At 73.1% G+C, this 22,578-nt stretch carries 24 protein-coding genes and 1 tRNA gene; 8 read left to right on the top strand and 17 right to left on the bottom strand.

Annotated elements, in window-relative coordinates:
• The first annotated feature begins 6 nt into the window (after nucleotides 1–6).
• From msrA to ACWD6N_RS00940, 4 genes are all read left to right on the top strand, one after another.
• Entirely contained in the window at nucleotides 7–669 is a 663-nt protein-coding gene (gene msrA / locus ACWD6N_RS00955) for a peptide-methionine (S)-S-oxide reductase MsrA (protein WP_450004308.1), read from the top strand.
• A 394-nt stretch (nucleotides 670–1,063) separates the two neighbouring features.
• Nucleotides 1,064–1,993 carry a ribonuclease Z gene (locus tag ACWD6N_RS00950; RefSeq protein ID WP_354962726.1) on the top strand — a complete coding sequence of 310 codons (930 nt, stop codon included), beginning with the start codon at nucleotides 1,064–1,066 and terminating at the stop codon, nucleotides 1,991–1,993.
• Nucleotides 1,990–2,505: a GNAT family N-acetyltransferase gene (locus ACWD6N_RS00945; protein WP_387323300.1), complete on the top strand. Its 516-nt coding sequence runs from the start codon at nucleotides 1,990–1,992 to the stop codon at nucleotides 2,503–2,505. Before ACWD6N_RS00950 ends, ACWD6N_RS00945 begins: the two co-directional genes overlap by 4 nt.
• Nucleotides 2,506–2,625: 120 nt before the next feature.
• Nucleotides 2,626–3,576 (top strand): S1C family serine protease, encoded by a 951-nt coding sequence (locus tag ACWD6N_RS00940; protein ID WP_450004307.1) that lies wholly within the window; start codon nucleotides 2,626–2,628, stop codon nucleotides 3,574–3,576.
• Nucleotides 3,577–3,666: 90 nt separating this feature from the next.
• Here the strand turns inward: ACWD6N_RS00940 and ACWD6N_RS00935 are convergent, their stop codons facing one another.
• Together ACWD6N_RS00935 and ACWD6N_RS00930 are read right to left on the bottom strand one after the other, a co-directional pair.
• Nucleotides 3,667–5,037, bottom strand: a complete 1,371-nt coding sequence (locus ACWD6N_RS00935) for a cystathionine beta-synthase (protein WP_210911327.1) — start codon at nucleotides 5,035–5,037, stop codon at nucleotides 3,667–3,669.
• A 72-nt stretch (nucleotides 5,038–5,109) separates the two neighbouring features.
• On the bottom strand, nucleotides 5,110–5,466 hold the full coding sequence (locus ACWD6N_RS00930; protein ID WP_354962722.1) for a YkvA family protein: 357 nt from the start codon (nucleotides 5,464–5,466) through the stop codon (nucleotides 5,110–5,112).
• 150 nt (nucleotides 5,467–5,616) lie between these two features.
• Between ACWD6N_RS00930 and ACWD6N_RS00925 the strand changes: the two genes are divergently transcribed.
• The 3 genes from ACWD6N_RS00925 (at nucleotide 5,617) to ACWD6N_RS00915 (ending at nucleotide 8,819) form a co-directional block, all read left to right on the top strand.
• Nucleotides 5,617–6,669: an SGNH/GDSL hydrolase family protein gene (locus ACWD6N_RS00925; RefSeq protein WP_450004306.1), complete on the top strand. Its 1,053-nt coding sequence runs from the start codon at nucleotides 5,617–5,619 to the stop codon at nucleotides 6,667–6,669.
• A complete protein-coding gene (locus ACWD6N_RS00920; RefSeq protein ID WP_449936613.1) occupies nucleotides 6,666–7,478 on the top strand; it encodes an SGNH/GDSL hydrolase family protein in 813 nt (270 codons plus the stop codon). Before ACWD6N_RS00925 ends, ACWD6N_RS00920 begins: the two co-directional genes overlap by 4 nt.
• A gap of 78 nt (nucleotides 7,479–7,556) precedes the next feature.
• On the top strand, nucleotides 7,557–8,819 hold the full coding sequence (locus ACWD6N_RS00915) for an acetyl-CoA C-acetyltransferase (protein ID WP_450004305.1): 1,263 nt from the start codon (nucleotides 7,557–7,559) through the stop codon (nucleotides 8,817–8,819).
• A 12-nt stretch (nucleotides 8,820–8,831) separates the two neighbouring features.
• Here ACWD6N_RS00915 and ACWD6N_RS00910 read toward each other — a convergent pair whose 3' ends face one another.
• From ACWD6N_RS00910 to ACWD6N_RS00895, 4 genes are all read right to left on the bottom strand, one after another.
• Nucleotides 8,832–9,152, bottom strand: a complete 321-nt coding sequence (locus ACWD6N_RS00910) for a hypothetical protein (RefSeq protein WP_450004304.1) — start codon at nucleotides 9,150–9,152, stop codon at nucleotides 8,832–8,834.
• Between the two features lie 45 nt (nucleotides 9,153–9,197).
• Nucleotides 9,198–9,956: a Bax inhibitor-1/YccA family protein gene (locus ACWD6N_RS00905; protein ID WP_354962717.1), complete on the bottom strand. Its 759-nt coding sequence runs from the start codon at nucleotides 9,954–9,956 to the stop codon at nucleotides 9,198–9,200.
• A 143-nt stretch (nucleotides 9,957–10,099) separates the two neighbouring features.
• Nucleotides 10,100–10,915, bottom strand: a complete 816-nt coding sequence (locus ACWD6N_RS00900; protein ID WP_354962716.1) for a Bax inhibitor-1/YccA family protein — start codon at nucleotides 10,913–10,915, stop codon at nucleotides 10,100–10,102.
• Between the two features lie 104 nt (nucleotides 10,916–11,019).
• Nucleotides 11,020–11,103 (bottom strand) — tRNA-Leu (locus tag ACWD6N_RS00895).
• A gap of 101 nt (nucleotides 11,104–11,204) precedes the next feature.
• Here ACWD6N_RS00895 and ACWD6N_RS00890 point away from each other — a divergent pair.
• Nucleotides 11,205–13,067 (top strand): hypothetical protein, encoded by a 1,863-nt coding sequence (locus tag ACWD6N_RS00890; RefSeq protein ID WP_450004303.1) that lies wholly within the window; start codon nucleotides 11,205–11,207, stop codon nucleotides 13,065–13,067.
• Nucleotides 13,068–13,122: 55 nt separating this feature from the next.
• Here the strand turns inward: ACWD6N_RS00890 and ACWD6N_RS00885 are convergent, their stop codons facing one another.
• From ACWD6N_RS00885 to ACWD6N_RS00835, 11 genes are all read right to left on the bottom strand, one after another.
• Complete coding sequence (locus tag ACWD6N_RS00885) at nucleotides 13,123–14,454, bottom strand: NAD(P)/FAD-dependent oxidoreductase (RefSeq protein ID WP_449936603.1); 1,332 nt, start codon at nucleotides 14,452–14,454, stop codon at nucleotides 13,123–13,125.
• A 103-nt stretch (nucleotides 14,455–14,557) separates the two neighbouring features.
• A complete protein-coding gene (locus tag ACWD6N_RS00880) occupies nucleotides 14,558–15,118 on the bottom strand; it encodes a hypothetical protein (RefSeq protein ID WP_450004374.1) in 561 nt (186 codons plus the stop codon).
• A gap of 19 nt (nucleotides 15,119–15,137) precedes the next feature.
• Nucleotides 15,138–16,571 (bottom strand): DUF58 domain-containing protein, encoded by a 1,434-nt coding sequence (locus ACWD6N_RS00875; protein ID WP_450004302.1) that lies wholly within the window; start codon nucleotides 16,569–16,571, stop codon nucleotides 15,138–15,140.
• Nucleotides 16,571–17,578, bottom strand: coding sequence for an AAA family ATPase (locus tag ACWD6N_RS00870; RefSeq protein ID WP_450004301.1), 1,008 nt, complete (start codon nucleotides 17,576–17,578; stop codon nucleotides 16,571–16,573). Before ACWD6N_RS00870 ends, ACWD6N_RS00875 begins: the two co-directional genes overlap by 1 nt.
• The gene (locus ACWD6N_RS00865) at nucleotides 17,578–18,162 is read right to left on the bottom strand and encodes a hypothetical protein (RefSeq protein ID WP_354962710.1); all 585 of its coding nucleotides are present in this window, start codon (nucleotides 18,160–18,162) and stop codon (nucleotides 17,578–17,580) included. The genes ACWD6N_RS00870 and ACWD6N_RS00865 overlap by 1 nt, the downstream gene beginning before the upstream one ends.
• Nucleotides 18,159–18,959: a DUF4129 domain-containing protein gene (locus tag ACWD6N_RS00860; RefSeq protein ID WP_450004300.1), complete on the bottom strand. Its 801-nt coding sequence runs from the start codon at nucleotides 18,957–18,959 to the stop codon at nucleotides 18,159–18,161. The genes ACWD6N_RS00865 and ACWD6N_RS00860 overlap by 4 nt, the downstream gene beginning before the upstream one ends.
• Nucleotides 18,960–18,979: 20 nt before the next feature.
• Complete coding sequence (locus tag ACWD6N_RS00855; RefSeq protein ID WP_450004299.1) at nucleotides 18,980–19,693, bottom strand: uracil-DNA glycosylase; 714 nt, start codon at nucleotides 19,691–19,693, stop codon at nucleotides 18,980–18,982.
• A gap of 19 nt (nucleotides 19,694–19,712) precedes the next feature.
• Complete coding sequence (locus ACWD6N_RS00850; RefSeq protein WP_354962708.1) at nucleotides 19,713–20,399, bottom strand: dienelactone hydrolase family protein; 687 nt, start codon at nucleotides 20,397–20,399, stop codon at nucleotides 19,713–19,715.
• A 212-nt stretch (nucleotides 20,400–20,611) separates the two neighbouring features.
• The gene (locus ACWD6N_RS00845; RefSeq protein ID WP_354962707.1) at nucleotides 20,612–21,094 is read right to left on the bottom strand and encodes an LppU/SCO3897 family protein; all 483 of its coding nucleotides are present in this window, start codon (nucleotides 21,092–21,094) and stop codon (nucleotides 20,612–20,614) included.
• A gap of 130 nt (nucleotides 21,095–21,224) precedes the next feature.
• Nucleotides 21,225–22,223, bottom strand: coding sequence for an HAAS signaling domain-containing protein (locus tag ACWD6N_RS00840; protein WP_450004298.1), 999 nt, complete (start codon nucleotides 22,221–22,223; stop codon nucleotides 21,225–21,227).
• On the bottom strand, nucleotides 22,220–22,552 hold the full coding sequence (locus ACWD6N_RS00835) for a PadR family transcriptional regulator (RefSeq protein ID WP_354962705.1): 333 nt from the start codon (nucleotides 22,550–22,552) through the stop codon (nucleotides 22,220–22,222). Before ACWD6N_RS00835 ends, ACWD6N_RS00840 begins: the two co-directional genes overlap by 4 nt.
• Nucleotides 22,553–22,578 lie beyond the last annotated feature (26 nt).

The raw sequence follows: 22,578 nt of genomic DNA, 5'->3' as shown, positions 1-22,578 counted from the left end.
TCCACCGTGTTCCTTCGCCAGTCCAAGGCTGAGCTGCCCACCCCCGACCAGGCCCTGCCGGGCCGCCCGATCCCCATGCCGGTCGCCGACCGGCACGAGGTGCTGGGGACCCCGCTGAAGGGCCCGTACCCGGAGGGACTCCAGGTCGCCGTCTTCGGTATGGGCTGCTTCTGGGGCGCCGAGCGGCTGTTCTGGACGCTGCCCGGGGTGTTCACCACCTCCGCCGGCTACGCGGGTGGCATCACCAGGCACCCGACCTACGAGGAGGCGTGTTCCGGCCGGACCGGGCACGCCGAGGTCGTCCAGGTGGTCTACGACCCGAGCAAGATCGCGTATGAGGACCTGCTGAAGGTCTTCTGGGAGAACCACGACCCGACCCAGGGCATGCGCCAGGGCAACGACGTGGGCACCCAGTACCGGTCGGCGATCTACACGACCACCGACGAGCAGCGGGCCGTCGCGGAGTCGTCCCGGGACGCGTTCCAGCCGATCGTGAAGCGGGCCGGCAAGGGTGACATCACCACGGAGATCGCCCCGCTCGGCAGCTACTACTTCGCCGAGGACTACCACCAGCAGTACCTGGCGCCGACGAAGAACCCGAACGGGTACTGCAACCACGGCCCGAACGGGCTGAGCTGCCCGGTCGGTGTGGCCCGTACCGCCGGCTGACCGTCAGCAACCCGCACGACCACGATGCCCGGCCGCCGAGAGGCGGCCGGGCATTCCCGTCCGGCGTGTGATCGAAATCCGTTGCCGAGCCCGCCGGGGACTCGATAGCGTGGCGGTACACGTGAAAGGAGGTGGTCCAGACTTGTATAGCAATCGGACTCGTGAGGTGGCTGTCCGCTAGCCGCTGTCCTCGACAGTGATCGGTCCGCCGCGAGGCGGGCACCAGTACCAACGTCGAGACCGTGTGGCAGCGGTGCGGCGAATCCATGACAGCCACCCGACCCCCGGGGTGCCGGCCCAGTCCAGCCGGCCCGCGCGAAAGCGCGGAACACCCCGGGGGTCGCTTCATCTGCCGGCAGCGGTCGGGCCGGTCAGCTCAGCCGGAGGACCCGCGATGTCCATGCGCGAGCTGGTGGTCCTGGGGACGGCCAGTCAGGCGCCGACCCGCCAGCGCAACCACAACGGGTACGTGCTGCGCTGGGACGACGAGGTGATCCTCTTCGACCCGGGCGAGGGCAGCCAGCGGCAACTGCTGCACACCACGGTCACCGCCACCGACCTGACCCGGATCTGCGTCACCCACTTCCACGGCGACCACTGCCTCGGCCTGCCCGGCACCATCCAGCGGCTCTCACTGGACCGGGTGGCGCACCCGGTCGCCGTGCACTTCCCGGCCGGCGGCGCCGAATACTTCGCCCGGCTGCGGCACGCCACCTCCTTCTACGAGACCGCCGAGCTGCGGGTCGAGCCGATCGAGGCCGACGGGCAGCGGATCACCCTGGGATGCGGCACGCTGGAGGCCCGCCGGCTGCGGCACCCCATCGAGACGTACGGCTACCGGCTGGTCGAGCCGGACGGCTACCGGATGCTGCCGGAGAAGCTGGCCGCGTACGGCATCGCCGGGCCGGCCATCGGCGAGCTGATCCGCGTCGGCCACCTCGACCTGGACGGGCGTCGCGTCAGCCGGGACGAGGTGAGCGTGCCCCGACCGGGGCAGCGGTTCGCCTTCGTGATGGACACCGGCCTCTGCGACGGGGTCTACGCCCTCGCCGAACACGCCGACCTGCTGGTCATCGAGTCGACCTTTCTGGAGTCGGAGGCCGCGCTCGCCGCCGAGGTCGGCCATCTGACCGCGGCGCAGGCCGCCCGGGTGGCGACCGAGTCGGGGGTACGGCGGCTGCTGCTCACCCACTTCTCCCAGCGTTACCCGGACCCGCGCCGGTTCCACGACGAGGCGCGCGAGCACTTCGACGGCGACCTGATCATCGCCGAGGATCTGACCACGGTGCAGCTCCCACCACGCCGGGTAGCCTCGGCCGGGTGACCGTCACGCTCCGCCCCGCCACCGGTGACGACCTCATGGGGGTGGGTGCCCTGCACCAGCGCTCGCGGGTCGCCGCGTACTCCTCCTTCCTGCCCGCCGAGGCGCTGGCCGACCCGACGCCGGAGGCGATGGGCCGGTACTGGACCGAGCGGTGGAGCTGGGAGCGGGACACCCACCAGCTGACCGTGGCGGAACGCGCCGGGACGCTGGTCGGGTTCAGCTACCTGGGCCCGGACGACGAGGACGACCCGGCGACCGGGCTGCTCAACGCGATCCACCTGGACCCGGCCGAGCAGGGGCGGGGCACCGGCCGCGCGCTGATGGTGGACGCGCTGGACGCCATGCGGGCCGGGGGCTGGCGGCGAGCGGTGCTCTGGGTGCTCCGGGACAACGCCCACGCCCGCGCCTTCTACGAACGCGGCGGCTGGACCCCCACCGGCGCCGAACGCGAGGAGTACATCGGCTCCGCCCCCACCCCGCAACTCCGCTACACCCGCCCGCTGACGGTGTAAGGAAGGGCACCTTATTAACGCCTCCGGTTGTACAGGGGCCCCTTATTAACACGGCGCAGGTCGATGTTCGCTGTCGGCGGATCAGGGCATGCCGGCGCCACGGGCGGCGTTGCCGGGTGCATGGACACCGGTCACACCAGGTCCGGCCCGGCCGAGGAGGCCGCGCTGGACGCGTACTCCCAGGTGGTCACGACCGTGGCGGCCCGGGTGCTGCCCAGTGTGGCCGCGCTGTCGGTGCGGACCGCACGCGGCGCCGGCTCCGCGGTCACCGTGGGCACCGACGGTCTGCTGCTGACCAGCGCACACGTCGTGCAGGGTGCCGCGGACGGCTCGGCGGCGTTCGGCGACGGCACCGAGACGACGTTCCGGGTGGTCGGCGCCGACCCGCTCTCCGACCTCGCCGTGCTGCGAGTCGACGAGACCACCGTGCCACCGGTGGAGCTGGGCGACGCCGACGCACTGCGGATCGGCCAGCTGGTGGTGGCCGTTGGCAACCCGATGGGGCTGGCTGGTTCGGTGACCGCCGGGGTGGTCTCCGGGCTCGGCCGCTCGCTGCCCGCCCGGGACGGGCGGGTCACCCGGCTGATCGAGGACGTGATCCAGACCGACGCGGCGCTCAACCCCGGCAACTCCGGCGGCGCGCTGGCCGACTCCGCCGGGCGGGTGATCGGCGTGAACACCGCCGTCGCCGGCTACGGACTGGGACTGGCGGTGCCGATCAACGCCACCACCCGGCAGATCATCGCCGAGTTGACCACCGCCGGCCGGGTCCGACGGGCCTGGCTCGGCGTGGCGGGCGTACCCGTTCCGCTGCCGCCAGAGGTGACCGCACGTACCGGCCAGCGACGCGGGCTGCGCGTGGTGGAGGTGGTGCCAGGCAGCCCGGCCGGCGTGGCCGGTCTCTACCTGGGCGACATCATTCTCAGCGCGGGCGGGCGACCCGTGGCCGACGGCCAGGGGTTGCAGCGGTTGATGCTCGGCCCGGCCATCGGCGTCCGGCTGCCGGTGACCGTGTTGCGCAAGGGCGCGTTCGTCGACGTCGTCGCGGTCCCTACCGAGCTGCGTGCCTGACGCTCCGGCCGCCGGGCGCCCGGCGGCCGGAGCGTTAACAAGGGGCCCCTGCTCTACACGAGGCGTTAATAAGGTGCCCTTCCTTATCGCTCAGTGGGCGCCCAGGTGGGCCAGGAGGTCCTGGCGGGTGAGGACGCCCTTGGGCTTGCCGTCGACGAGGACCAGGGCGGCGTCGGACTTCTCCAGCAGGCCGACGGCCTCGCTGACCGGCTGGCCACCACCGATCATCGGCAGCGGGTCGCCCATGTGTCGCTCGATGGTGTCGTGCAGGTGCGCCTGACCGGTGAAGAGCGCGTCGAGCAGGTCCCGCTCGGCGATGGAGCCGGCGACCTCGCCGGTCACCACCGGCGGCTCGGCCTTGAGCACCGGCAGCTGCGAGACGCCGTACTCGCGCATGTAGTCGATCGCGTCGCGGACCGTCTCGGTCGGGTGCACGTGCACCAGCTCGGGCAGCCCGCCCGGCTTGCTGGCCAGCGCGTCGGCCACCGTCGGCTCGGTGCCGGAGTTGTCGAGGAAGCCGTACCGGGCCATCCACGAGTCGTTGAAGATCTTGGACAGGTAGCCCCGGCCGCCGTCCGGCAGCAGCACGACCACCACGTCGTCCGGGCCGGCCCGACGAGCCACCTCCAGCGCGGCGACCACAGCCATCCCGCAGGAGCCGCCGACCAGCAGCCCCTCCTCGCGTGCCAGCCGCCTGGTCATCTCGAAGGACGCCTTGTCGGAGACCTCGACGATCTCGTCGGCGACACCCCGGTCGTACGTCTCCGGCCAGAAGTCCTCGCCGACGCCCTCCACGAGGTACGGCCGGCCGGTGCCGCCGGAGTAGACCGAGCCCTCCGGGTCGGCTCCGATGATCCGCACCCGGCCCTCGGAGGCCTCCTTGAGGTAGCGGCCGATGCCGGAGATGGTGCCGCCGGTGCCGACGCCCGCCACGAAGTGGGTGAGCCCGCCCTCGGTCTGCTTCCACAGCTCCGGGCCGGTCGTCTCGTAGTGCGAGCGCGGGTTGGCCGGGTTGCTGTACTGGTTCGGCTTCCAGGCGCCGGGGATCTCCCGGGTCAGCCGGTCGGAGACGTTGTAGTACGAGCGCGGGTCCTCCGGGGCGACGGCGGTCGGGCAGACGACCACCTCGGCGCCGTACGCCCGCAGCACGTCCTGCTTGTCCTGGCTGACCTTGTCGGGGCAGACGAAGACGCAGCGGTAGCCCTTGAGCTGGGCCACCAGGGCCAGCCCGACACCGGTGTTGCCGCTGGTCGGCTCGACGATGGTGCCGCCGGGCTTGAGAAGGCCGGCCGCCTCGGCGTCCTCCACCATCCGCAGCGCGATCCGGTCCTTCACCGAACCGCCCGGGTTGACGTACTCGACCTTGGCGAGCACGGTGGCCTGGATGCCCTCGGTGACGTTACGCAGACGTACCAGCGGGGTGTTGCCGATCATGTCGACGACGTTGTCGTAGTACTGCACGGTGTGCCCTCCGTTGCGGCGCCGGCGATGGCGGCCGGGCAGACGTTTCCTCGCCGCCCAGGGTACGTGCCGTCAGGGCACCAGCCCCCCGGGGATGACCGAGCTGCGCCGGGCCTCCCACTCCAGGAAACGGTCCGTCTCGGCGAGCACGCTCCCGGCCAGCCAGGTGATCATGACCGCGTCGTCGGCCAGCCCGAAGATCGCCAGTGGGATCTCGGGGAGCAGGTCGATCGGCGAGACGATGTACGCCGTCGCCGCGGTCATCAGGGCCAGCCGGAGGCCGCCGTCGTACTGCCCACGGGCGGTGGCCCGGATCATCCGGGGCAACGCCGCCAACCGGGCGCCCAGCGACGGCCCGCCGCGTGCCCCGGCCGCCAACGCCCGGGCCAGGGCCGCGAACGCCGCGCTGCGCTTCAGTGTCTTCCCCATCGTCGCGCTCCTCTCCGCCGGATCAGCGTGACGGGTCGGCGCAAGTCGGCCGGCCTCCCCCGGACAGGTACCCCGTCGCGTCGGTTTCCAGGCACCCGCGAGCCGTCACGACGACAGCGGCGTGTCGGCCCGGCGAGATAATGTCGTGGAATGGGGGTGGCTGGTTCCGTCGTACCCGTTGATCCGCGCTGGCGGCAGGCCCGGCGGGTCGCCTGGCTGGCAGCCATCGGGACGGGCGCCATCGCGGCGGCCGCGATCGCGACCGGCGGGGTGCTGCTCGGCCAGGCCCGCCAGGCCCGGCGCACCATCCCGATGGCCGAGGCGCCGCCGCCGCGCTGCGACGGGCTCTACGGCGCCAAGTTCCCTGGCGCGGCGCTCACCATGGTCGTGCTCGGTGACTCGTCGGCGGCCGGCTACGGGGTCCACCGCCGCCGGGAGACGCCGGGCGCGCTGCTCGCCACCGGTCTGTCCCGACGGCTGCACCGGCCGGTGCGGGTGCACCGCTTCGCGGTGGTCGGGGCCATCTCGGCAGTGCTCCGGCACCAGGTGGAGGCGGCGCTGGAGCGCGAGCCCGACATCGCGGTGATCCTGATCGGCGGCAACGACATCACCAACCGCACCCCGCGCGGGCTGGCCGTGCGCTACCTGGTCGAGGCGGTCCGCACGCTGCGCGACGCCGGTTGCGAGGTGGTCGTCGGCACTTGCCCCGACCTGGGCGCGATCCGTCCGATCCAGCCACCGCTGCGCTGGCTGGCGCACCGGTGGAGCCGACAGCTCGCCGCCGCCCAGACGGTGGCCGTGGTCGAGGCTGGCGGCTGGACGGTCTCCCTCGGTGACCTGCTCGGCCCCCGCTTCGCCGCCGAGCCGCACCGGATGTTCGCCTGGGACCGGTTCCATCCCTCCGCCGAGGGGTACGCGGTGGCTGCCGCCGCGCTGCTGCCGACGATGCTCTCCGCGCTCGGCACGGGGCAGGAACGACGGGTCACACCGACACCGGGCGAGGGCGTACGGTCGCTGCCGGAGGCCGCGCAGGAGGCGGCCCGGCACGCCGGCACGGAGGTCAGCGGCACCCAGGTCCGGGGCCACGACCACGGGCCGGCCGGCCGGTGGGCGCAGCTGCGCCGCCGGGCGTTCTTCGGTGTCGGTGCGGTGCCGCAACGCGGGTCCGCCCCGGACACCTCGACAGTGGAGGGACTGGCATGAACGAGCGCAGCGAGCGGGACGTGACCGCCGGTTTCCCGGTCCGACTGGGTCGGGCGGCGGCGCTCTCGCTGCTCGCCGGCACCGTGGGCGGCGCTGCCGTCCTGGCCGGCGAGGCGTTCGTCGCCCGGCACCGGCGCTACGCCCAGCCGGAGCTGGGGCTGGCGCTGCGGGCCACGATCGGTCGGGCTGACGCTCCACCGCTGCGGCTGGTGCTGCTCGGCGACTCGTCGGCGTTGGGCGTGGGCGTCGACCGGCTCGAGGACACCATCGGCGGGCAGTTGGCCAACCTGCTCGCCGAGGGCCCCGCCGGGCGGCGGGTGCACCTGTCCAGCGTCGGCGTCTCCGGGTCCCGCTCGACGGACCTGACCACCCAGGTGGCGCGGGCCCTGCTCGGCGAGCGGCCCGACGTGGCGCTGGTCCTGATCGGGGCGAACGACGCCACCGGGCTGCGTCGGCCCGCCGACGCGTCGGCGTATCTCGGTGCGGCGGTGCACCGACTGCGCGAGGCGCGGGTCGAGGTGGTGGTGGGCACCTGCCCCGACCTCGGCGCCGTACGGGCCATCGCGCCCCCGTTGCGCCAGCTGGTCGGCTGGTCCGGGCGCCGCGTGGCCCGCGCCCAGACGACGGCCGTGCTCGATGCCGGCGGCGCGGTGGTCGATCTGGCCACCGAGACCGGGCCGGTGTTCCGGGCCGACGCGGGGACGCTCTGCCACGACGGCTTCCATCCCTCCGCCGACGGCTACCGGGTGTGGGCGCACGCCCTGCTCCCCGCCGTCGCGGCCGCCGCGGCGGTCGCCTCCCGACGCTAGATCGACGCGGCTCGGGGTGACATTTCCCGCCGGGCCGGCTCCTTCCGCGCCAAGTTACCGGCGGGTTAACGTGGGTCCATGCCGATTGAGTCGTCCCGCGACGCCGTCATCGTCGCCACCGCCCGCTCCCCCATCGGCCGGGCGCACAAGGGATCCCTGCGCGACGTCCGCTCCGACGACCTCGCCGCGACCATCGTCCAGGCGGCCCTGGACAAGATCCCCCAGCTCGACCCGACCACGATCGACGATCTCTACCTCGGGTGCGGCCTGCCCGGCGGCGAGCAGGGCTTCAACATGGCCCGCGTGGTGGCCACCCTGCTCGGGCTGGACACCGTGCCCGGCGCCACGCTGACCCGATACTGCGCCTCCTCCTTGCAGACCACCCGGATGGCCATGCACGCGATCCGGGCCGGCGAGGGCGACGTGTTCGTCTCCGCCGGCGTGGAGATGGTCTCCCGGTACGCCCGGGGCAGCTCCGACGGGCTGCCCCCCGAGGCGCAGGCGCTGGTCGGCGGCGGCTGGGAAAACCCGCGCTTCGCGGCGGCCGGCGAACGCTCGAAGCGTCGCGCGCAGGGCGGCGCCGAGGTGTGGGCCGACCCGCGCGAGTCCGGCGAGCTGCCGGACATCTACCTGACCATGGGGCAGACCGCGGAGAACCTGGCCCAGGTGTACGACGTCAGCCGCGCCGACATGGACGCGTTCGGCGTCCGCAGTCAGAACCTCGCCGAGAAGGCCATCGCCGACGGTTTCTGGGCCCGGGAGATCACGCCGGTCACCACGCCGGACGGCACGGTGGTGAGCACCGACGACGGCCCCCGGGCGGGGGTCAACCTGGAGGGCGTGGCCGGCCTGAAGCCGGTGTTCCGTCCGGACGGCCGGATCACCGCCGGCAACTGCTGCCCGCTCAACGACGGCGCCGCCGCCGTGGTGGTGATGAGCGCGCAGCGGGCCGAGGAGCTCGGGCTGACCCCGCTGGCCCGGATCGTCTCCACCGGCGTGACCGCGTTGTCGCCGGAGATCATGGGCCTCGGTCCGGTCGAGGCGTCCCGGCAGGCGTTGCGCCGGGCCGGCATGACCATCGACGACGTCGACCTGGTCGAGATCAACGAGGCGTTCGCGGCGCAGGTCATCCCCTCCTACCGGGAGCTGGGCATCCCGGAGGAGAAGCTGAACGTGATGGGCGGCGCGATCGCCGTCGGCCACCCGTTCGGCATGACCGGCGCCCGGATCACCGGCACCCTGCTCAACGCACTCGAGTGCCACGACAAGACCATCGGCCTGGAGACGATGTGCGTCGGCGGCGGTCAGGGCATGGCCATGGTGCTGGAACGGCTCAGCTGAGCCGACCGTCGCTCAGAGCGCGCTGCGGGTCGCCGTCACCTCGGCGGCGGCCCGCGCCAGCACCTCCGCACCCGGCCCGGCGGCGACCAGGTCCGCCACCACCACCCGCACCTGGTCGGGCAGGGCCAGGTCGTTGTCCAGCCGGGGCACCACCCGGCGGGGTTCGCCCTCGGCGTCGGCGGCCAGGTTGGCGATCTCCTGCACGAGCCGGTGCACCAGGTCGGCGCGGGACATGTTGCCGGTGGTCGCGACCGCCGCCCAGCGGGGCTGCTCCCAGTGCCCGACCTGACGGACCAGCAGCCGTACGGCCTGGTCCAACTCCGCTGTGCTCATCGCCGCCGAGTCTACGGCCGACGCCGGGCGAGTCACGTCGGCCGGTCAGCGGCGCAGGTAGCTGAGCAGCCGCAGCAGCTGCCAGTAGAGAAAGACCAGCCCGGTGAGCAGGCCGAACGCGCTCAACCACGCGTACCGGCGGGGTCGGCCGTCGCGCACCGAACGCTCGACGAGGTCGAAGTCGAGGATGAAGCTGAGCGCGCCGGCGATGATCGCCACGACCGAGAAGGCGTACGGCAGCCAGCCCACCTCTCCGCTGACGCTGTAAACCGCCAGCCCCGGCCGCCCGGAGATCAGGTACGACACCAGGTTGACCACGCTGAGCACGGCGATGCCGAGCAGCGTGCCGATCACCACGCGGGCCAGCCGGGGCGTCGCCCGGATGATCCGGGCCCGGTAGAGCGCCGCCATGCCGAGGAAGACGCCGAAGGTGCCGGCCACCGCCTGCACCACGATGCCCGGATAGACCAGCTCGAAGGCACGGCTGGCCACCCCCAGCAGCAGCCCCTGGAGCAGGGCGTAGCCGACGATCGGCACCGGGTTGGTGATCCCGCGCAGCGAGATGACCAGGACCAGCGCGATCGACGCGAGAGCGCTGCCGGCCAGCGCGGCGGGCACCCAGACCGCCTCCGGCACCACCGCCCAGGAGACCGCCGCCGCCACGCCGGTGAGCAGCAGCAACCCGACGGTGCGGACCACCACGTCGTCGACGGTCATCGGCTCGACGTCACGGGCACCGAGCACCCGGGCTTCCAACCGGCCGGTCTCGTCCAGCCGGTTGAGCACCGGGTTGTTGCTGCGCACCGCCGCCTCCTTCGCCCGCGTACCCCTCGCAGTCACTCTGCCCCGGGCGGACCGGCGGCGGCGGGCAAACGGCACGGCCGGCGCAGACGACGGCGCCCGCCCCCAGGAGCGGGGGCGGGCGCCGGTCGGCAGCGCGGACGACGTCAGTCGTCGCCCTGGAAGTAGCTCAGCAGTCGCAGGATCTCGATGTAGAGCCAGACCAGGCTGACCAGGATGCCGAAGGCGGCCGTCCAGGAGTAGCGCTGCGGCAGGCCCATCCGGACGCCGTCCTCGATCTCCTTGAAGCTGAGCACGAAGCTCAGCGAGGCGACCACGATGCACACCAGGCTGAAGCCGATCGCCAGCGGGCTGCCGTCGCGCAGGCCGGTGTTGACGCCGAACAGCGCCAGCACCAGGTTGATCAGCATGACCGCGAAGAGGCCGGTCATCACCGCGATCATGCCCTTGACGAAGGCCGGGGTGGCCCGGATGACCTTCGCCCGGTAGAGCATCGCCATCAGGAAGAAGATGCCGAAGCTGGCCGCGGCGGCCTGGAGCACGATGCCGTCGTACGCCGTCTCGAACGCCTTGCTGACCATGCCGACGAAGACGCCCTCGACGACCGCGTACGTGATGACCAGCGCCGGGTTGGCCATCCGGGAGAACGAGATGATCAGGCCGAGCACCAGGCCGACGACCGCCGCGCCGATCCAGGCGGCACCGACCAGCGCGTCGGGCACGAGCACCCAGGCGGCCGCGGCGGTGATGCCGAGGATGCCGAGCAGGGCGACGGTCTTGACCACCACGTCGTCGACGGTCATGGGCGCCACGGTTGGCGGCGCGACCGGGTAACCGGCCTGGGACGGGTACTGCTGCGGAATGCCGGGCTGTCCGTACGGCCCGGTCGGGGCGTACCCGGCGGAGCGCTCCCGCTCGGCCGCCTGGCCGAGCCGGGCGAGCACCGGGTTCGAGGTCTTCACTGTCTGGCCTCCCTCAGGGGGTCGTTTGCACGTGAACGTGCCCTCCAAGAGTAAACGGCCCGACCAACTCATGGTGATCACGAATGAGAATGCGTTCAGCCCGCTGGTGCCCGGGGCGGGGGTCGAACCCGCACGCCTTGCGGCAGCCGCTTTTAAGGCGGCCGTGTCTGCCGTTCCACCACCCGGGCGGGTGGCACCGGCGCGCCGACACGCACGGTGCAGTGTCACCGTAGCCGGTTCGCGGCGACCCGGCGTACCCCACCAGCCTGGCCGCATTAGGGTCGATGCCGTGAGCAGCGCAGCCCCCACGGCCCCCGACGCCGCCCCTGAGCAGGCCTTCCGCCTCGCCGATCAGGTCAACCGCCAAGCCTGGGCCGTCCGGCTGCTGGCCGCCGTCCGCCGGCACCGGGGGGACCTGCTCGTCGCGCTGATCTGCACGGTGGTGGCCGGCTGGCTCACCCACGGACTGTGGCCCGACCCGGCCGGCCGGACGCTGGCGCTGAACCCCGAGGACCAGACCCTCTACGAGTGGTTCCTCGCGGTCGACGCGCGCGCGCTGCTCGGTGACTTCAGTCTGCTCACCGACCGGCTCAACGCCCCCGACGGGGTCAACCTGATGACCAACACCACGGTCATCGCGCTCGGCATCGTCTGCGCGCCGATCACCCTGCTGCTCGGCGCGCCGGTCACCTTCGCGCTGCTCGCCGCGGCCAACCTGGCCGGCACCGCCGTCGCCTGGTACCTGCTGTTCCACCGGGCGATGCGCGCCCGGCGGCTCGCCGCCGCCCTCGGCGGAGGGCTGTGCGGGTTCGGCCCCGGCATGATCTCGCAGACCAACAGCCACCTGCACATGACCGCCCAGTGGCTGGTGCCGGTGATCATCTGGCTGGTGGTCCGGCTGCTGCGGGCGTCCGACCCGGGGCCCACGCCGCCCACCGGGTCCCGCCGCCTGGTCGCCGGGCCGGACCGGCGGCGCATGCTCAGCTCCGCGGCCGGGCTGGCCGCGGCGGTCACCGCGCAGGTCTTCATCGGCGAGGAGGTGCTCTTCCTCGCCGCCGTCACACTGCTGGTGATGGCGGTCAGCTACGCCGTGGCGGACCGGGACCTGGCCCGTCGGGCGCTGCCCAACTTCGCCGGCGGGCTGGCCGTCGCCGCCGGGCTGGCCCTGCTGGTGCTCGGATATCCGCTGTGGTTCCAGTTCGCCGGGCCGCAGGGGGTCGCCGACGGAATGTTCAGTCCGGCCTACTTCTCCGCCGACCTGAGCAGTTGGTGGACCGTCTCCCCACTGTCGGTGGCCGGCAGCGCCGAGTCCGCCCGGCTGACCACCGGCCCGGCCGAGTACAACACCTTCCTCGGCTGGCCGCTGCTGCTGGTCACCGCGGCCAGCGCGATCTGGATCTGGGCGGGGCGGCGGCGACTGGTGCTCGCCTGCGTGGTCGCGGCGCTGGTGATGGGTGCGCTCTCGCTCGGCCCGGAAGTGGTGCTCGGCGGCACCAGGACGGCACTGCCCGGCCCGTACGCCCTGCTGGCCGGGCTGCCGGTGGTGGACGGCGCGCTGCCGATGCGGTTCGGCCTGGCGCTGCTCCCGATCATCGCGACGCTGCTGGTGCTGGCGCTCGACAAGGCCCTCCGGAGCACCGGTCGGGCGCGGCGGCTGGTGCCGCTGGCCGTCGTCGCGGCGCTGCTGCCGATCTTCCCGGCCCCGCTGCCGACGGCCGAGCGGCCCGCCGTGCCGGAGTTCGTCACCGGCGGGCACTGGCGGCAGTGCGTCCAGCCCGGCGGGGTGCTGGTCCCGGTGCCGCTGCCCACGCCCAAGGAACCGTGGCCGATGCGTTGGGCAGCCGCCGCCGACGCGGGCTTCGGCCTGCCCGAGGGATTCTTCATCGGCCCGTACGGTCGGGGCGGCACCGCGGCGATGGGCACCTTCAAGCAGCCCACCTCGGCCCTGCTGGCGGACGTCGCGCGGCGCGGCGACCAGCCGGCCATCGGCGACGAGCAGCGCCGGCAGGCCGCCCGGGACGCCGACTTCTGGGGTGCGTCCTGTGTGGCGCTGGCGGACGACGCCCCACACGCGGACAGCCTGCGCGCGACCCTGGAGCAGCTCTACGGCCCAGCCACCCGGATCGCCGACGCCTGGACCTGGCGGGTCTGACCGCGTACGACAAGGGGCCCCGCCAACACGGCAGGGCCCCTTGTCGTCGATCGGGTCAGACGCGGGGGACGCCGACCGGCTGGGACGCCTCGACGAACTCCTCGCGCGGGTCGTGCAGCTGGCCCAGGGCGACCACCTCACGCTTGAGGAAGAACGCCAGCGACCAGTCCACCACCACCCGGACCTTGCGGTTGAACGACGGGATCCGGCTCATGTGGTACGTCCGGTGCATGAACCAGGCCGGCCAGCCGGTCATCTTCACGCCGTACACCTGGGCGACGCCCTTGTGCAGCCCGAGGCTGGCCACGCTGCCGACGTGCTTGTGCTTGTAGTTGACCGGCTCGCGGCCCCGGATCACCGCCACGATGTTGTCGGCCATCCGGGCGGCCTCACGCACCGCATGCTGGGCGCTCGGCGAGCAGAAGTTGCCCGGCTCCTTGGTCAGGTCGGGCACCGCGGCGCAGTCGCCGGCGCTCCACGCGCCCTCGACAACCCGGTCACCGTCGACCACCTGAAGGGTGGGCAGGCAGGTGACCCGCCGCCGGTCGTCGCGCGGGAAGTCGGTGGCGTCCAGCATCGGCGACGGCTTCACGCCGGCCGTCCAGACAATCGTGTCGGAGCGGAAGCTGTCGCCGTCGGAGAGCTTGACCACCCCGTCGACGCAGGACTCCAGCCGGGTGTCCAGCCGGATGTCCATGTTCCGCTTGAGAAGCTGCTGCACCGTGTAGGCGCCCATGTCCCGGTCCACCTCGGGCAGCACCCGCTGGGTGGCCTCGACGAGCACCCAGCGCATCTCCTCGGGCTTCAGCTCCGGGTAGTAGCGCAGGGCGTCGCGGGCCATGTCCTCCATCTCGGCGAGCGCCTCGATGCCGGCGTAGCCACCACCGACGAAGGTGAAGGTCAGCGCCGACCGGCGGACGTCCGGATCCGGGGTGACGGCCGCCACGTCCAGCCGGTCCAGCACGTGGTTGCGAAGGTAGATCGCCTCGCCGATGGTCTTGAACCCGATGCCATGCTCGTGCAGGCCGGGGATCGGCAGCGTCCGGGACACCGAGCCCGGGGCCACGACCACGTGGTCGTACGGGATCTCCCGGGCCGGGCCGACGATCGGCTGCACGGTCGCCACCTTGCGATCGTGTTCGACACGGGTGACCGTGCCCGCCACCACCGTGCACCGCTGCAACTCCCGCCGCAGCGGCACCACGGAGTGCCGGGGGGAGATGTTGCCGGCCGCGGCCTCGGGCAGGAACGGCTGGTACGTCATGTGCGGCTGGGGGTCCACCACGATGACCTCAGCCTCACGGGAGCTGAGCTTCTTCGACAGGCGCAGGGCGGCATAGAGACCGACGTGCCCGGCACCCACCACAAGGATCCGCTTCGGATTCACGTCATCTATCTTTCCCCGGTCGGCTCAGGTAATCCCGCTCGCGCCCCCCATCTGTGACGGAGCACAACCCCTGTGACCTGGATAACCCTGGTCGACACACAATCTACCCGCGTCGCAGGAGCCAGCCCAGCAATGCTGCTATCCCCACCGCCACGAGTAACCCGAGCACGGTGACCCACTGGTGGCCGCTCTCCCCACCCAGGCCCGCGACCTGCAACAGCAGCACCCCCAGCACGGCGGTACCCAGCAGCACCGCGGCCGCCCGCAGCAGCCAGCGCGTGATCAGCTCCGGGTCCACCACCGCGTCGTAGGGCAGCAGCGCGGCCAACGCGCAGAGGGTGTGCCCCAGGTAGAGCAGCGCGGCGAGAGCGAGCAGCCGCCAGAGCGCCACCGGCCGGCCGTAACCGTCGGTGGCGAGTAGCCAGCCGCCGACCATCACCAGCGCCGCGAAGGTCGGCCAGACCCGACGCGGACCCACCGCGGGCAGCAGCGCGGCCACCGCCAGGAAGCCGAGCGGCCGGCCGGACAGCACCTCGGCGGGGAACGCCAGCGCAAACCCGGCCAGCACGGTGACGAAGATCCCGGCCCGAACCATGAGCGGGGCGGCGCTGATCCGGGCGAAGGCGTCCTGGGCCGCCCTGACCCGCCCGGTGACGGCGTCGATCATCTGTGCCCACCCCCGCTCACCGGGCACCGACCCTCGGGGCCATCGCCAGCCGCGCCACGTCCCGCAGCACCTGGTCGAGGCTGCCGGCGCCCGCCCAGCGCACCACGGGCACGCCGTGCTCCCGGAGCTGCCCGATCATGATTTCCCGGTCCAGCCGCCACAGCCGGTACGCCACCTCGGCCCAGCCCCGGTCCTTCGGCGGCGTCAGGTCGGTCGGCAGCGTGTCGACCGCCACCACGAACCGCCCGGCGCGGGCCAGCCGGGCCAGCATCTGCGCCGACCGCTCGTCCAGCAGCGGAGTGAGCACCACCACCAGCGCGTCCGAGGAGAGCAGCTGCGGGCCGAACACCTGGTCGTACGGCTCGTGCTGGGAGGCCTGGGCGCGTACGTCGAGCAGCCACTCCAGCACGGTCAGGTACTGCCGGCGACCGGCGGCCGGGCGCAGCCGCCGCGCGGCGGGCCCGTACTCCAGCAGCGAGACCCGGTCGCCCCGGTGCAGGTAGTGCTCGGCGATCGCGGCGGTGGCCCGCACCGTGGTGTCCAGCACCGAGGCGGCGCCGCCCACCCCGCCCGAGCGGCCTGCCTCGGCGAGCACGTCGAGCAGCACCACCACCTCGGCGTCCCGGTCGGAGAGGGTGGACGCCACGTGCAGTTGCCGGGCGCGCAGCGAAACCCGCCAGTCGATGCGGCGCAGCCGGTCGCCGGGCGCGAAGATCCGTACGCCGGCCAGCTCGCCGCCCTCGCCGGGCCGGCGGGAGTGGTGCGCCCCGACCAGGCCGGCGGCTCGGGGCATCGCCTTCACCGCCTCGAACGGTTCGGTTCGCGGATAGACCCGGACCCGGACCGGCTCGGTGATCACCGCCCGGGAGACCAGCAGGCCACCCGCCGTGGCGACCCGCGCGCCGGCCGGACCGACCGGGTGCCGACCCCAGCGCAGGGCCCTGCCGGCCAGGCCGAGGTCCACCGCCGTCGCCCTGGGCACCGACGTCACGAACGGCCGATCGGCCACCGAGCGCCCCGCGCCACCGGCCGGTGCGGCAGCACCGTTGTGCGTCGCATCGTCGTGCGACCCGTCGAGGGCGAAGCCGGCCCGCTCGATCCGCAGCCACGGCGAGACCCGGGACCGCACCACCACGAGGTCGTAGTCAACCGTGTCCGGGTTGCCGACGCTCACCGCCGCCGTCACCGCGCCGCCCTCGACCATCGGCCCGTCGTCACCCGGGGTGATCCACACCTGCGGTAGCGCGGAGGGTCGGCGGCGCAGCGCGTACGCGGTGCCGAGCGCGAACGGGGCGGCCAGCACGATCAGGTCGACCCGCCCCAGCAGCACCCCCGCCACCAGCAACAGGCCGGCGAGCAGCGCCGCCCGGCCGAGTGCCCAGGTGGGCGCCCAGCCGGTGGCCGGTTCCGGCTCGGCGGATCTCGGCGCGGGCACGGTCGGTCCGGTCATCAGCGCCGGGGCCCGCCGGCGGCGTAGCTGGGCAGCGCGCCGCTGGCCGGCGCCGGAGTGCCCTCCAGCACCTCGCCGACCACGAACGCCGGGTCGACCCGCCGCAGCCACATCTCCGGGCGCAGGGTGATCCGGTGGGCCAGCGCGGGCGCCGCCACCTCCTTGACGTCCTCCGGCACGACGTAGTCCCGGCCGCCGAACACCGCACGGACCCGGGCCAGCAGCAGCAGCGCCAGCGAGCCCCGCGGCGACGCGCCGACCAGCACCGACGGGTGCTCCCGGGTGGCCGCGGTGAGCGCCACGATGTAGCGGCCCACGGAGTCCTCCACCACCACGTCCTCCAGGGCGGCCTGCATCGACCGCAGGGTGGCCGCGTCGACCACCGGCTTGATCTCCGCCTCCTCGCGGCGGCGGCCCATCCGGCGGCGCAGCACCTCCCACTCCTCGTCGTGCTCCGGGTAGCCGAAGGAGACCCGGAGCAGGAACCGGTCCAGCTGCGCCTCGGGCAGCGGATAGGTGCCCTCGTACTCGATCGGGTTGGCGGTGGCCAGCACGTGGAACGGCTCGTCCAGCTTGTAGGTCACGCCCTCCACCGAGACCTGCTTCTCCTGCATCGCCTCCAGCAGCGCGGACTGGGTCTTCGGGGGCGTCCGGTTGATCTCGTCGGCGAGGAGGAGGTTGGTGAAGACCGGGCCGGCCCGGAAGGTGAAGTCGCCGTTGCGCTGGTCGTAGAGGAACGAGCCGGTGACGTCGGCGGGGAGCAGGTCCGGGGTGAACTGGAGCCGGCGGAAGTCCAGCCCGAGCGCCTGGGCGAACGAGCGCGCGGTGAGCGTCTTGCCCAGACCCGGCAGATCCTCCAGCAGGACGTGCCCACCGGCCAGGATGCCGGCGAGGACCAGCTCCAACGCGTCCCGCTTGCCGACCACGACGGTGCCGACCGCGTCCAGCACCGCCCGGGCCAGACGGCCGACCTCGGCGGCGGGCATGCTCGGGTCCACGTCGTTCATCAGATCTGCTCCAGTTCGGCGACGATCACCGCGAGGTCGCGCGGCGACGGGGGGCGGCGGGGCGGGTTTTCCAGGAACGTCCACAGCCGGTCGCCCAGCAGGACACGGGCGCGGCCCGGGTCCGACTCACGGGTCACGCCGTGCTTCAGGCGCATCCGCTCGTCGGCGAGTTCACCGATCCGGGGCAGGACCACGCTGGTGAAGCGTTCGGGTCGCGTCGTGGACCAGTCGAGTGGCCATTCCCAGCGGTTGATCGCGGTGCGCAGCGCGTCCCGGGAGCCCCAGTTGTAGCTGCCGTCCTCCTCGCCCGTCGTCATCCGACCGCTCGGCGGCGGCGGGGGTGGCGGCGCGAGCAGGCCGGTCACCCGGCGGACCGCCAGCACGGCGAGCACCCCGGCGATCAGCACGGGCAGGGAGACCTGGAGGCCGATGGCGCGCAGCCCGGCGACGAGCACCGCGACCAGGGCGGCCGCGATCGCGAGCGAGCGCAGCACCAGGCGGGCCGGCCCGCCCCGCGACTGCGGGTCGGCCGGTGCCGGTTCCTCCTCGAAGGCGAGCAGGTCGTCGATGCTGGTGGTGCTCAAGCAGGCACCTCCTGGCTGGGGGCCACCGCGGCCAGTTCGTGGCGCAACCGGCGCAGCGCGGCTCGGGCCTGGTCGCGGGTGCGTTCGTCGACCGGGCGGGTGGCGTACCGGGCCTCCCGGTAGACGTGCGCGAACTCGGCCAGCACATCGGCGCTGACGATCGCCGGCACCCCGGCCGACGGGTCGCCGCGCAGCAGCCGGGTGACCAGGTCGGTGGGAGTGTCACCGGGCCGCCGGGGAACACCGGCGGTGGCGGCGGCCTCCTCCAGTCGTACCCAGCAGGCGATCACCGCGACCCGGGGATCGGTGTCCCGGTCGTCCAGCTCCACAAGGCCGGCGTCGAGCGCGGCGACCACCTCGCGGGCGGTGCCCTCGGCGGTACGCCGGCCCCGCTGCGCCGGCAGTGCCCGGGTGGTACGGCGCACCGCGCCGCGAACGAGGATCCAGGTGAGGTAACCCAACACGGCGGCGATGGCCAGCCCGAGCAGCACCATCGCCACGGTGGCGATCCACTGCGGGATGTGCGCCTGGGTGGCCTCGCCGGCGTCGCGCGGCTCCACCGGAATCGACGGCGATGGCTCCGCCGTCGGATACTCGGGGACCCAGGGGACGTTCTCCGCGGCCGGGGGGATCCGGCTGGCCCCGATCGACGAGTGCGCGGAGGCCAGCGCGGCCCCGGCGAGCAGAACGGCGACCGCACCCACCGGCCACCACCGGCGGAGCAGGCCGAACACCTGGCGCAGCACCCCGGGCTCCTCGGCGGGGTACGGCGTGGGCGGGCGCGTTCCGTCCGTCATGGCCACCGCCCCACGCACTCTCAGTCCACTCCGGCCAGCTGCCTGGCCCGGCCGAAGACGTCGTCCAGCATCCCTGGTGTCAGCCGCCCGGTGAAGGTGTTCTGCTGGCTGACGTGGTAACAGCCAAGCAATTCCGGTGCGGCCGTGCCGGACCAGTGTGCCCCATGGCCGAACCTCGGTCGCGGGCTGGGCGGGCGCTGCCCGTACACCTGGTGCAGCACCGGCCACCACGCCGCCCAGGCGAACGCGCCCAGCGCGACCACGACGCGCAGGGTGGGCCGGATGAGCGCGACCTCGCGGTGCAGCCAGGGCGCGCAGGTGTCCCGCTCATCCGGGGTGGGCTTGTTGTCCGGCGGCGCGCACCGGACGGCCGAGAAGATGCGGGTGTCGCGCAGAGCCAGCCCGTCGTCGGCGGCGACGCTGGTCGGCTGGTTGGCCAGCCCGGCCCGGTGCAGGGCGGCGAACAGCACGTCACCCGACCGGTCGCCGGTGAAGATCCGGCCGGTGCGGTTGCCACCGTGCGCGGCGGGCGCCAGGCCGAGGATGGCGATCCGCGCGTCGGCGGCGCCGAAGCCCGGGACCGGCCGTCCCCAGTACTCCTGGTCACGGAAGGCGGCCCGGCGTGTGCGGGCCACCTCCTCCCGCCAGCGGACGAGCCGCGGGCAGGCGAAACAGTCGCTGACCGCCGCGTCCAGATCGGCCAGGTCGGTCGCCCGCACGGCGCGGGCGACCACCTGATCGGGGGTACGCGACTCAGCCAAGCTTGGCCCGGAAGAGTTCCAGGGTGCGGGCCCAGGCGCTGGCGGCGGCGCGCTGGTCGAACGCCTCCGGCCGGTCGTCGTTGAAGAAGGCGTGCGAGGTGCCCGGGTAGTCGTAGAGGTGGCAGGTGCCGCCGGCCTCCTCGATGGCCCGGCGGGCGGTCTGCACGCCCTCGGCGGCCGACGTGCCGTCCTCTTCAGAGCAGTGGATGACGGCGGACTTGCCGGCGTAGTCGACCCAGTCGGGGCGCATCGACTCCCAGGGCAGCACGGGGTAGAAACCCACGCTGGCGACGATGCGCTCGGAGAGCGTCGCCGACCAGAGAGCCAGGCTGCCGCCGGCGCAGAAGCCCACCGCCCCTACCTTGCCGGTGACCTCCGGTCGGCCGGCGAGGTAGTCGGCCGCGCCGGCGATGTCCTTCGCCGCCTCGTCCATCCGCATGGCCATCAGCAGCCGCTGCGCCTCGTCCGGCTCACTGGTGGTCTCACCGTGGTAGAAGTCCGGGGCGAGGGCCACGAAGCCGGCCTCGGCGAACCGGTCCGCCACCGACCGGATGTGCGGGACCAGGCCCCACCACTCCTGGATGACGATGACGGCGGGGCTGGCGACGCCGCTGGCAGGTATCGCGAGATACCCCTCGCTCATGCCCCCGTTGCTGCGGTAGCTCACCATCTCGCCCATCGGCCCGTCCTCCTAGCGGTCAGTCATCGTTGGCTGGTCGCCCAGTGGTCCTACGTGCCGGTAGCCTGCCATGCCGCGCCGTCGCCGGGGAAGACACGGGAACAGTGGCATTCACCTCCCGTTCGCCGGGTCGTGACTCCGCGTACGCCGACGGCGGCGGGGACCGTTCCCCCACCGCCGTCGGTGCCGTTGCCCTGCTGCTGACGCTCCGGTCAGGCCTTCTTGGTCAGGCAGAGCAGGTAGCCCGTCTTGCCCGGCTCGATGCTGTAGAAGACGTACCCCTCCTCGCCCTCCTTGAGGTACTCGTCACACGCGGTGCCGGCCTTGGCCTGCGCCTCGGTCTGCCCATCAACGCGACCGACCACGTTGTACGCCGCGTCGGTGGAGGTGCACTCGACGACCTTGGCGCCGTCGACCTCCTCCTCCTCGGTGCCGGTGACCTCGGGCAGCTCGGCGATGCAGTCGCCGGCCTTGGCGTCGGCGGTCTCGTCCTTGTTCAGGAAGTTGCCGATGGCGCTGGCGACGCCGAACTTCAGGCCGGCGATGACGACGAACACGAGGATCGCGCCGATGATGCCGAGGGCCTTCTTTGCACCGGGCTTCTTCGCCTCCGGCTCGACCGGCGACGGCGTCTCGACGGCCGGCTGGGGCGGCGCGACGTCGGACGCGGGGGGCGGTGCAACCTGCTCTGACACGGGGGTTCCTTCCGAGGGGTTGATGAGCAGACGACACCGTAACGATCATTGATTTCCGGCGTCGTCCCGCTCGCCTCGTCCGTTCAGCTATTTCCCAGCTTCGTATGCATGATCCAATTCACATCGTCGTTCAGCCCGTCGCGGTGGGGATCGGTGTGCCGGTCGGCGTCGCGGTCGGACCCACCGTCGGCCCACCGGTGGCCGTCCCGGTCGGCTCGGGCGTCACGGTCGGGGCCGTCGTCGGCGGCGCGGGCGGGACCGTCGGCGCCGGCGCGCCCGGAGCCCGGGGGCCGAAGGGTGCCTGGTCCGGGCAGTACGGGTACGCCCGCAGCAGCGGCTTGCCATAGACGTCGGCGGGGTCCGCGCAGTCCGGGTAGCCGAGCCGGATCGGGTCACCGTTCTGGTCGAAGAGCCGGGCGTTCTCCACGAGCCGGCCCTCGCGGTCGTAGACGAAGACATCCCGGACCCGGCTGTACTGGCTGTCGACCGAGGTCTGGTCGTAGTAGTAGTCGCTGTAGCCGAGCCGGTCCTCGGCGTTCGCCAGCGTGGCGAGGGCGAAGAACACGAGCACCAGGCTGCCGGCGTGCAGTGCCCAACGCGGCCAGCGGGTCAACCGCTCGGAGCGGCGGCCGAGCCAGATCGAGGCGAGCACGAGACCGACCAGCATGATCAGGCCGCCGAGCAGCTCTCCACCGAACCGGGGCAGCAGCCCGAAGCCACCACCAGTGGTGATCATGGTGATCAGCATCGCCGCCAGGTAGCCGCGCAGCACCCACCAGCCGGGACGCAGCAACCGGAGGAAGTCGCTGGCCGTCTCGTACCCCAGCGGTGGGCCGAGCCGGGAGTCGATCGAGCGCAGTCGCCTGCGGGCCCGGACCACCGCGGTGGCGACCCGCTGGTCGAGGTTGCGCCCGCCGCCCGGTGCGCCGGCCGCGGCGCGCAGCTCGGCGGCGTACGTCTCGGGCTCCCCAAGCCGCTCGACGAGGGTGCCGCCGGCCTCGGCGGCCACCTCGGCGAGGTGATCGGCCAGATCCTCGGTCAGCTCGTCGCGCTGGGTGGGCGGCAGGTCGGCCAGCGCCGCTCGGACCCGCGCGACATAGTCCGTGATTTCCTGCCCCGTGACGGTCATGCCGCCATCCCCCGATCGTCGAGCAGACTGTCCATGGTGGTGGCGAACGAGCGCCAGAGCTTGCCGGAGCGGGTCAACTGGTCGCGCCCGGCCGCGTTGAGTGCGTAGTACTTGCGGTGCGGCCCGGATTCGCTCGGCACGACGTAGGTGGTGAGCAGGCCGGCGCCGAAGAGGCGGCGCAGCGTGCCGTAGACCGAGGCGTCGCCGACCTCCTCCAGCCCGGCCTCGCGGAGCCGGCGCAGGATGTCGTAGCCGTAGCCGTCCTCCTCTCGGAGCACGGCCAGGACGGCCAGATCGAGCACGCCCTTCAGTAACTGTGTGGTGTCCACGCACTGCACACTACTGTGCAATGCGA

The organism is Micromonospora sp. NPDC005163 (assembly GCF_053599835.1).
This window is presented reverse-complemented; position numbering and strand designations above follow the sequence as displayed.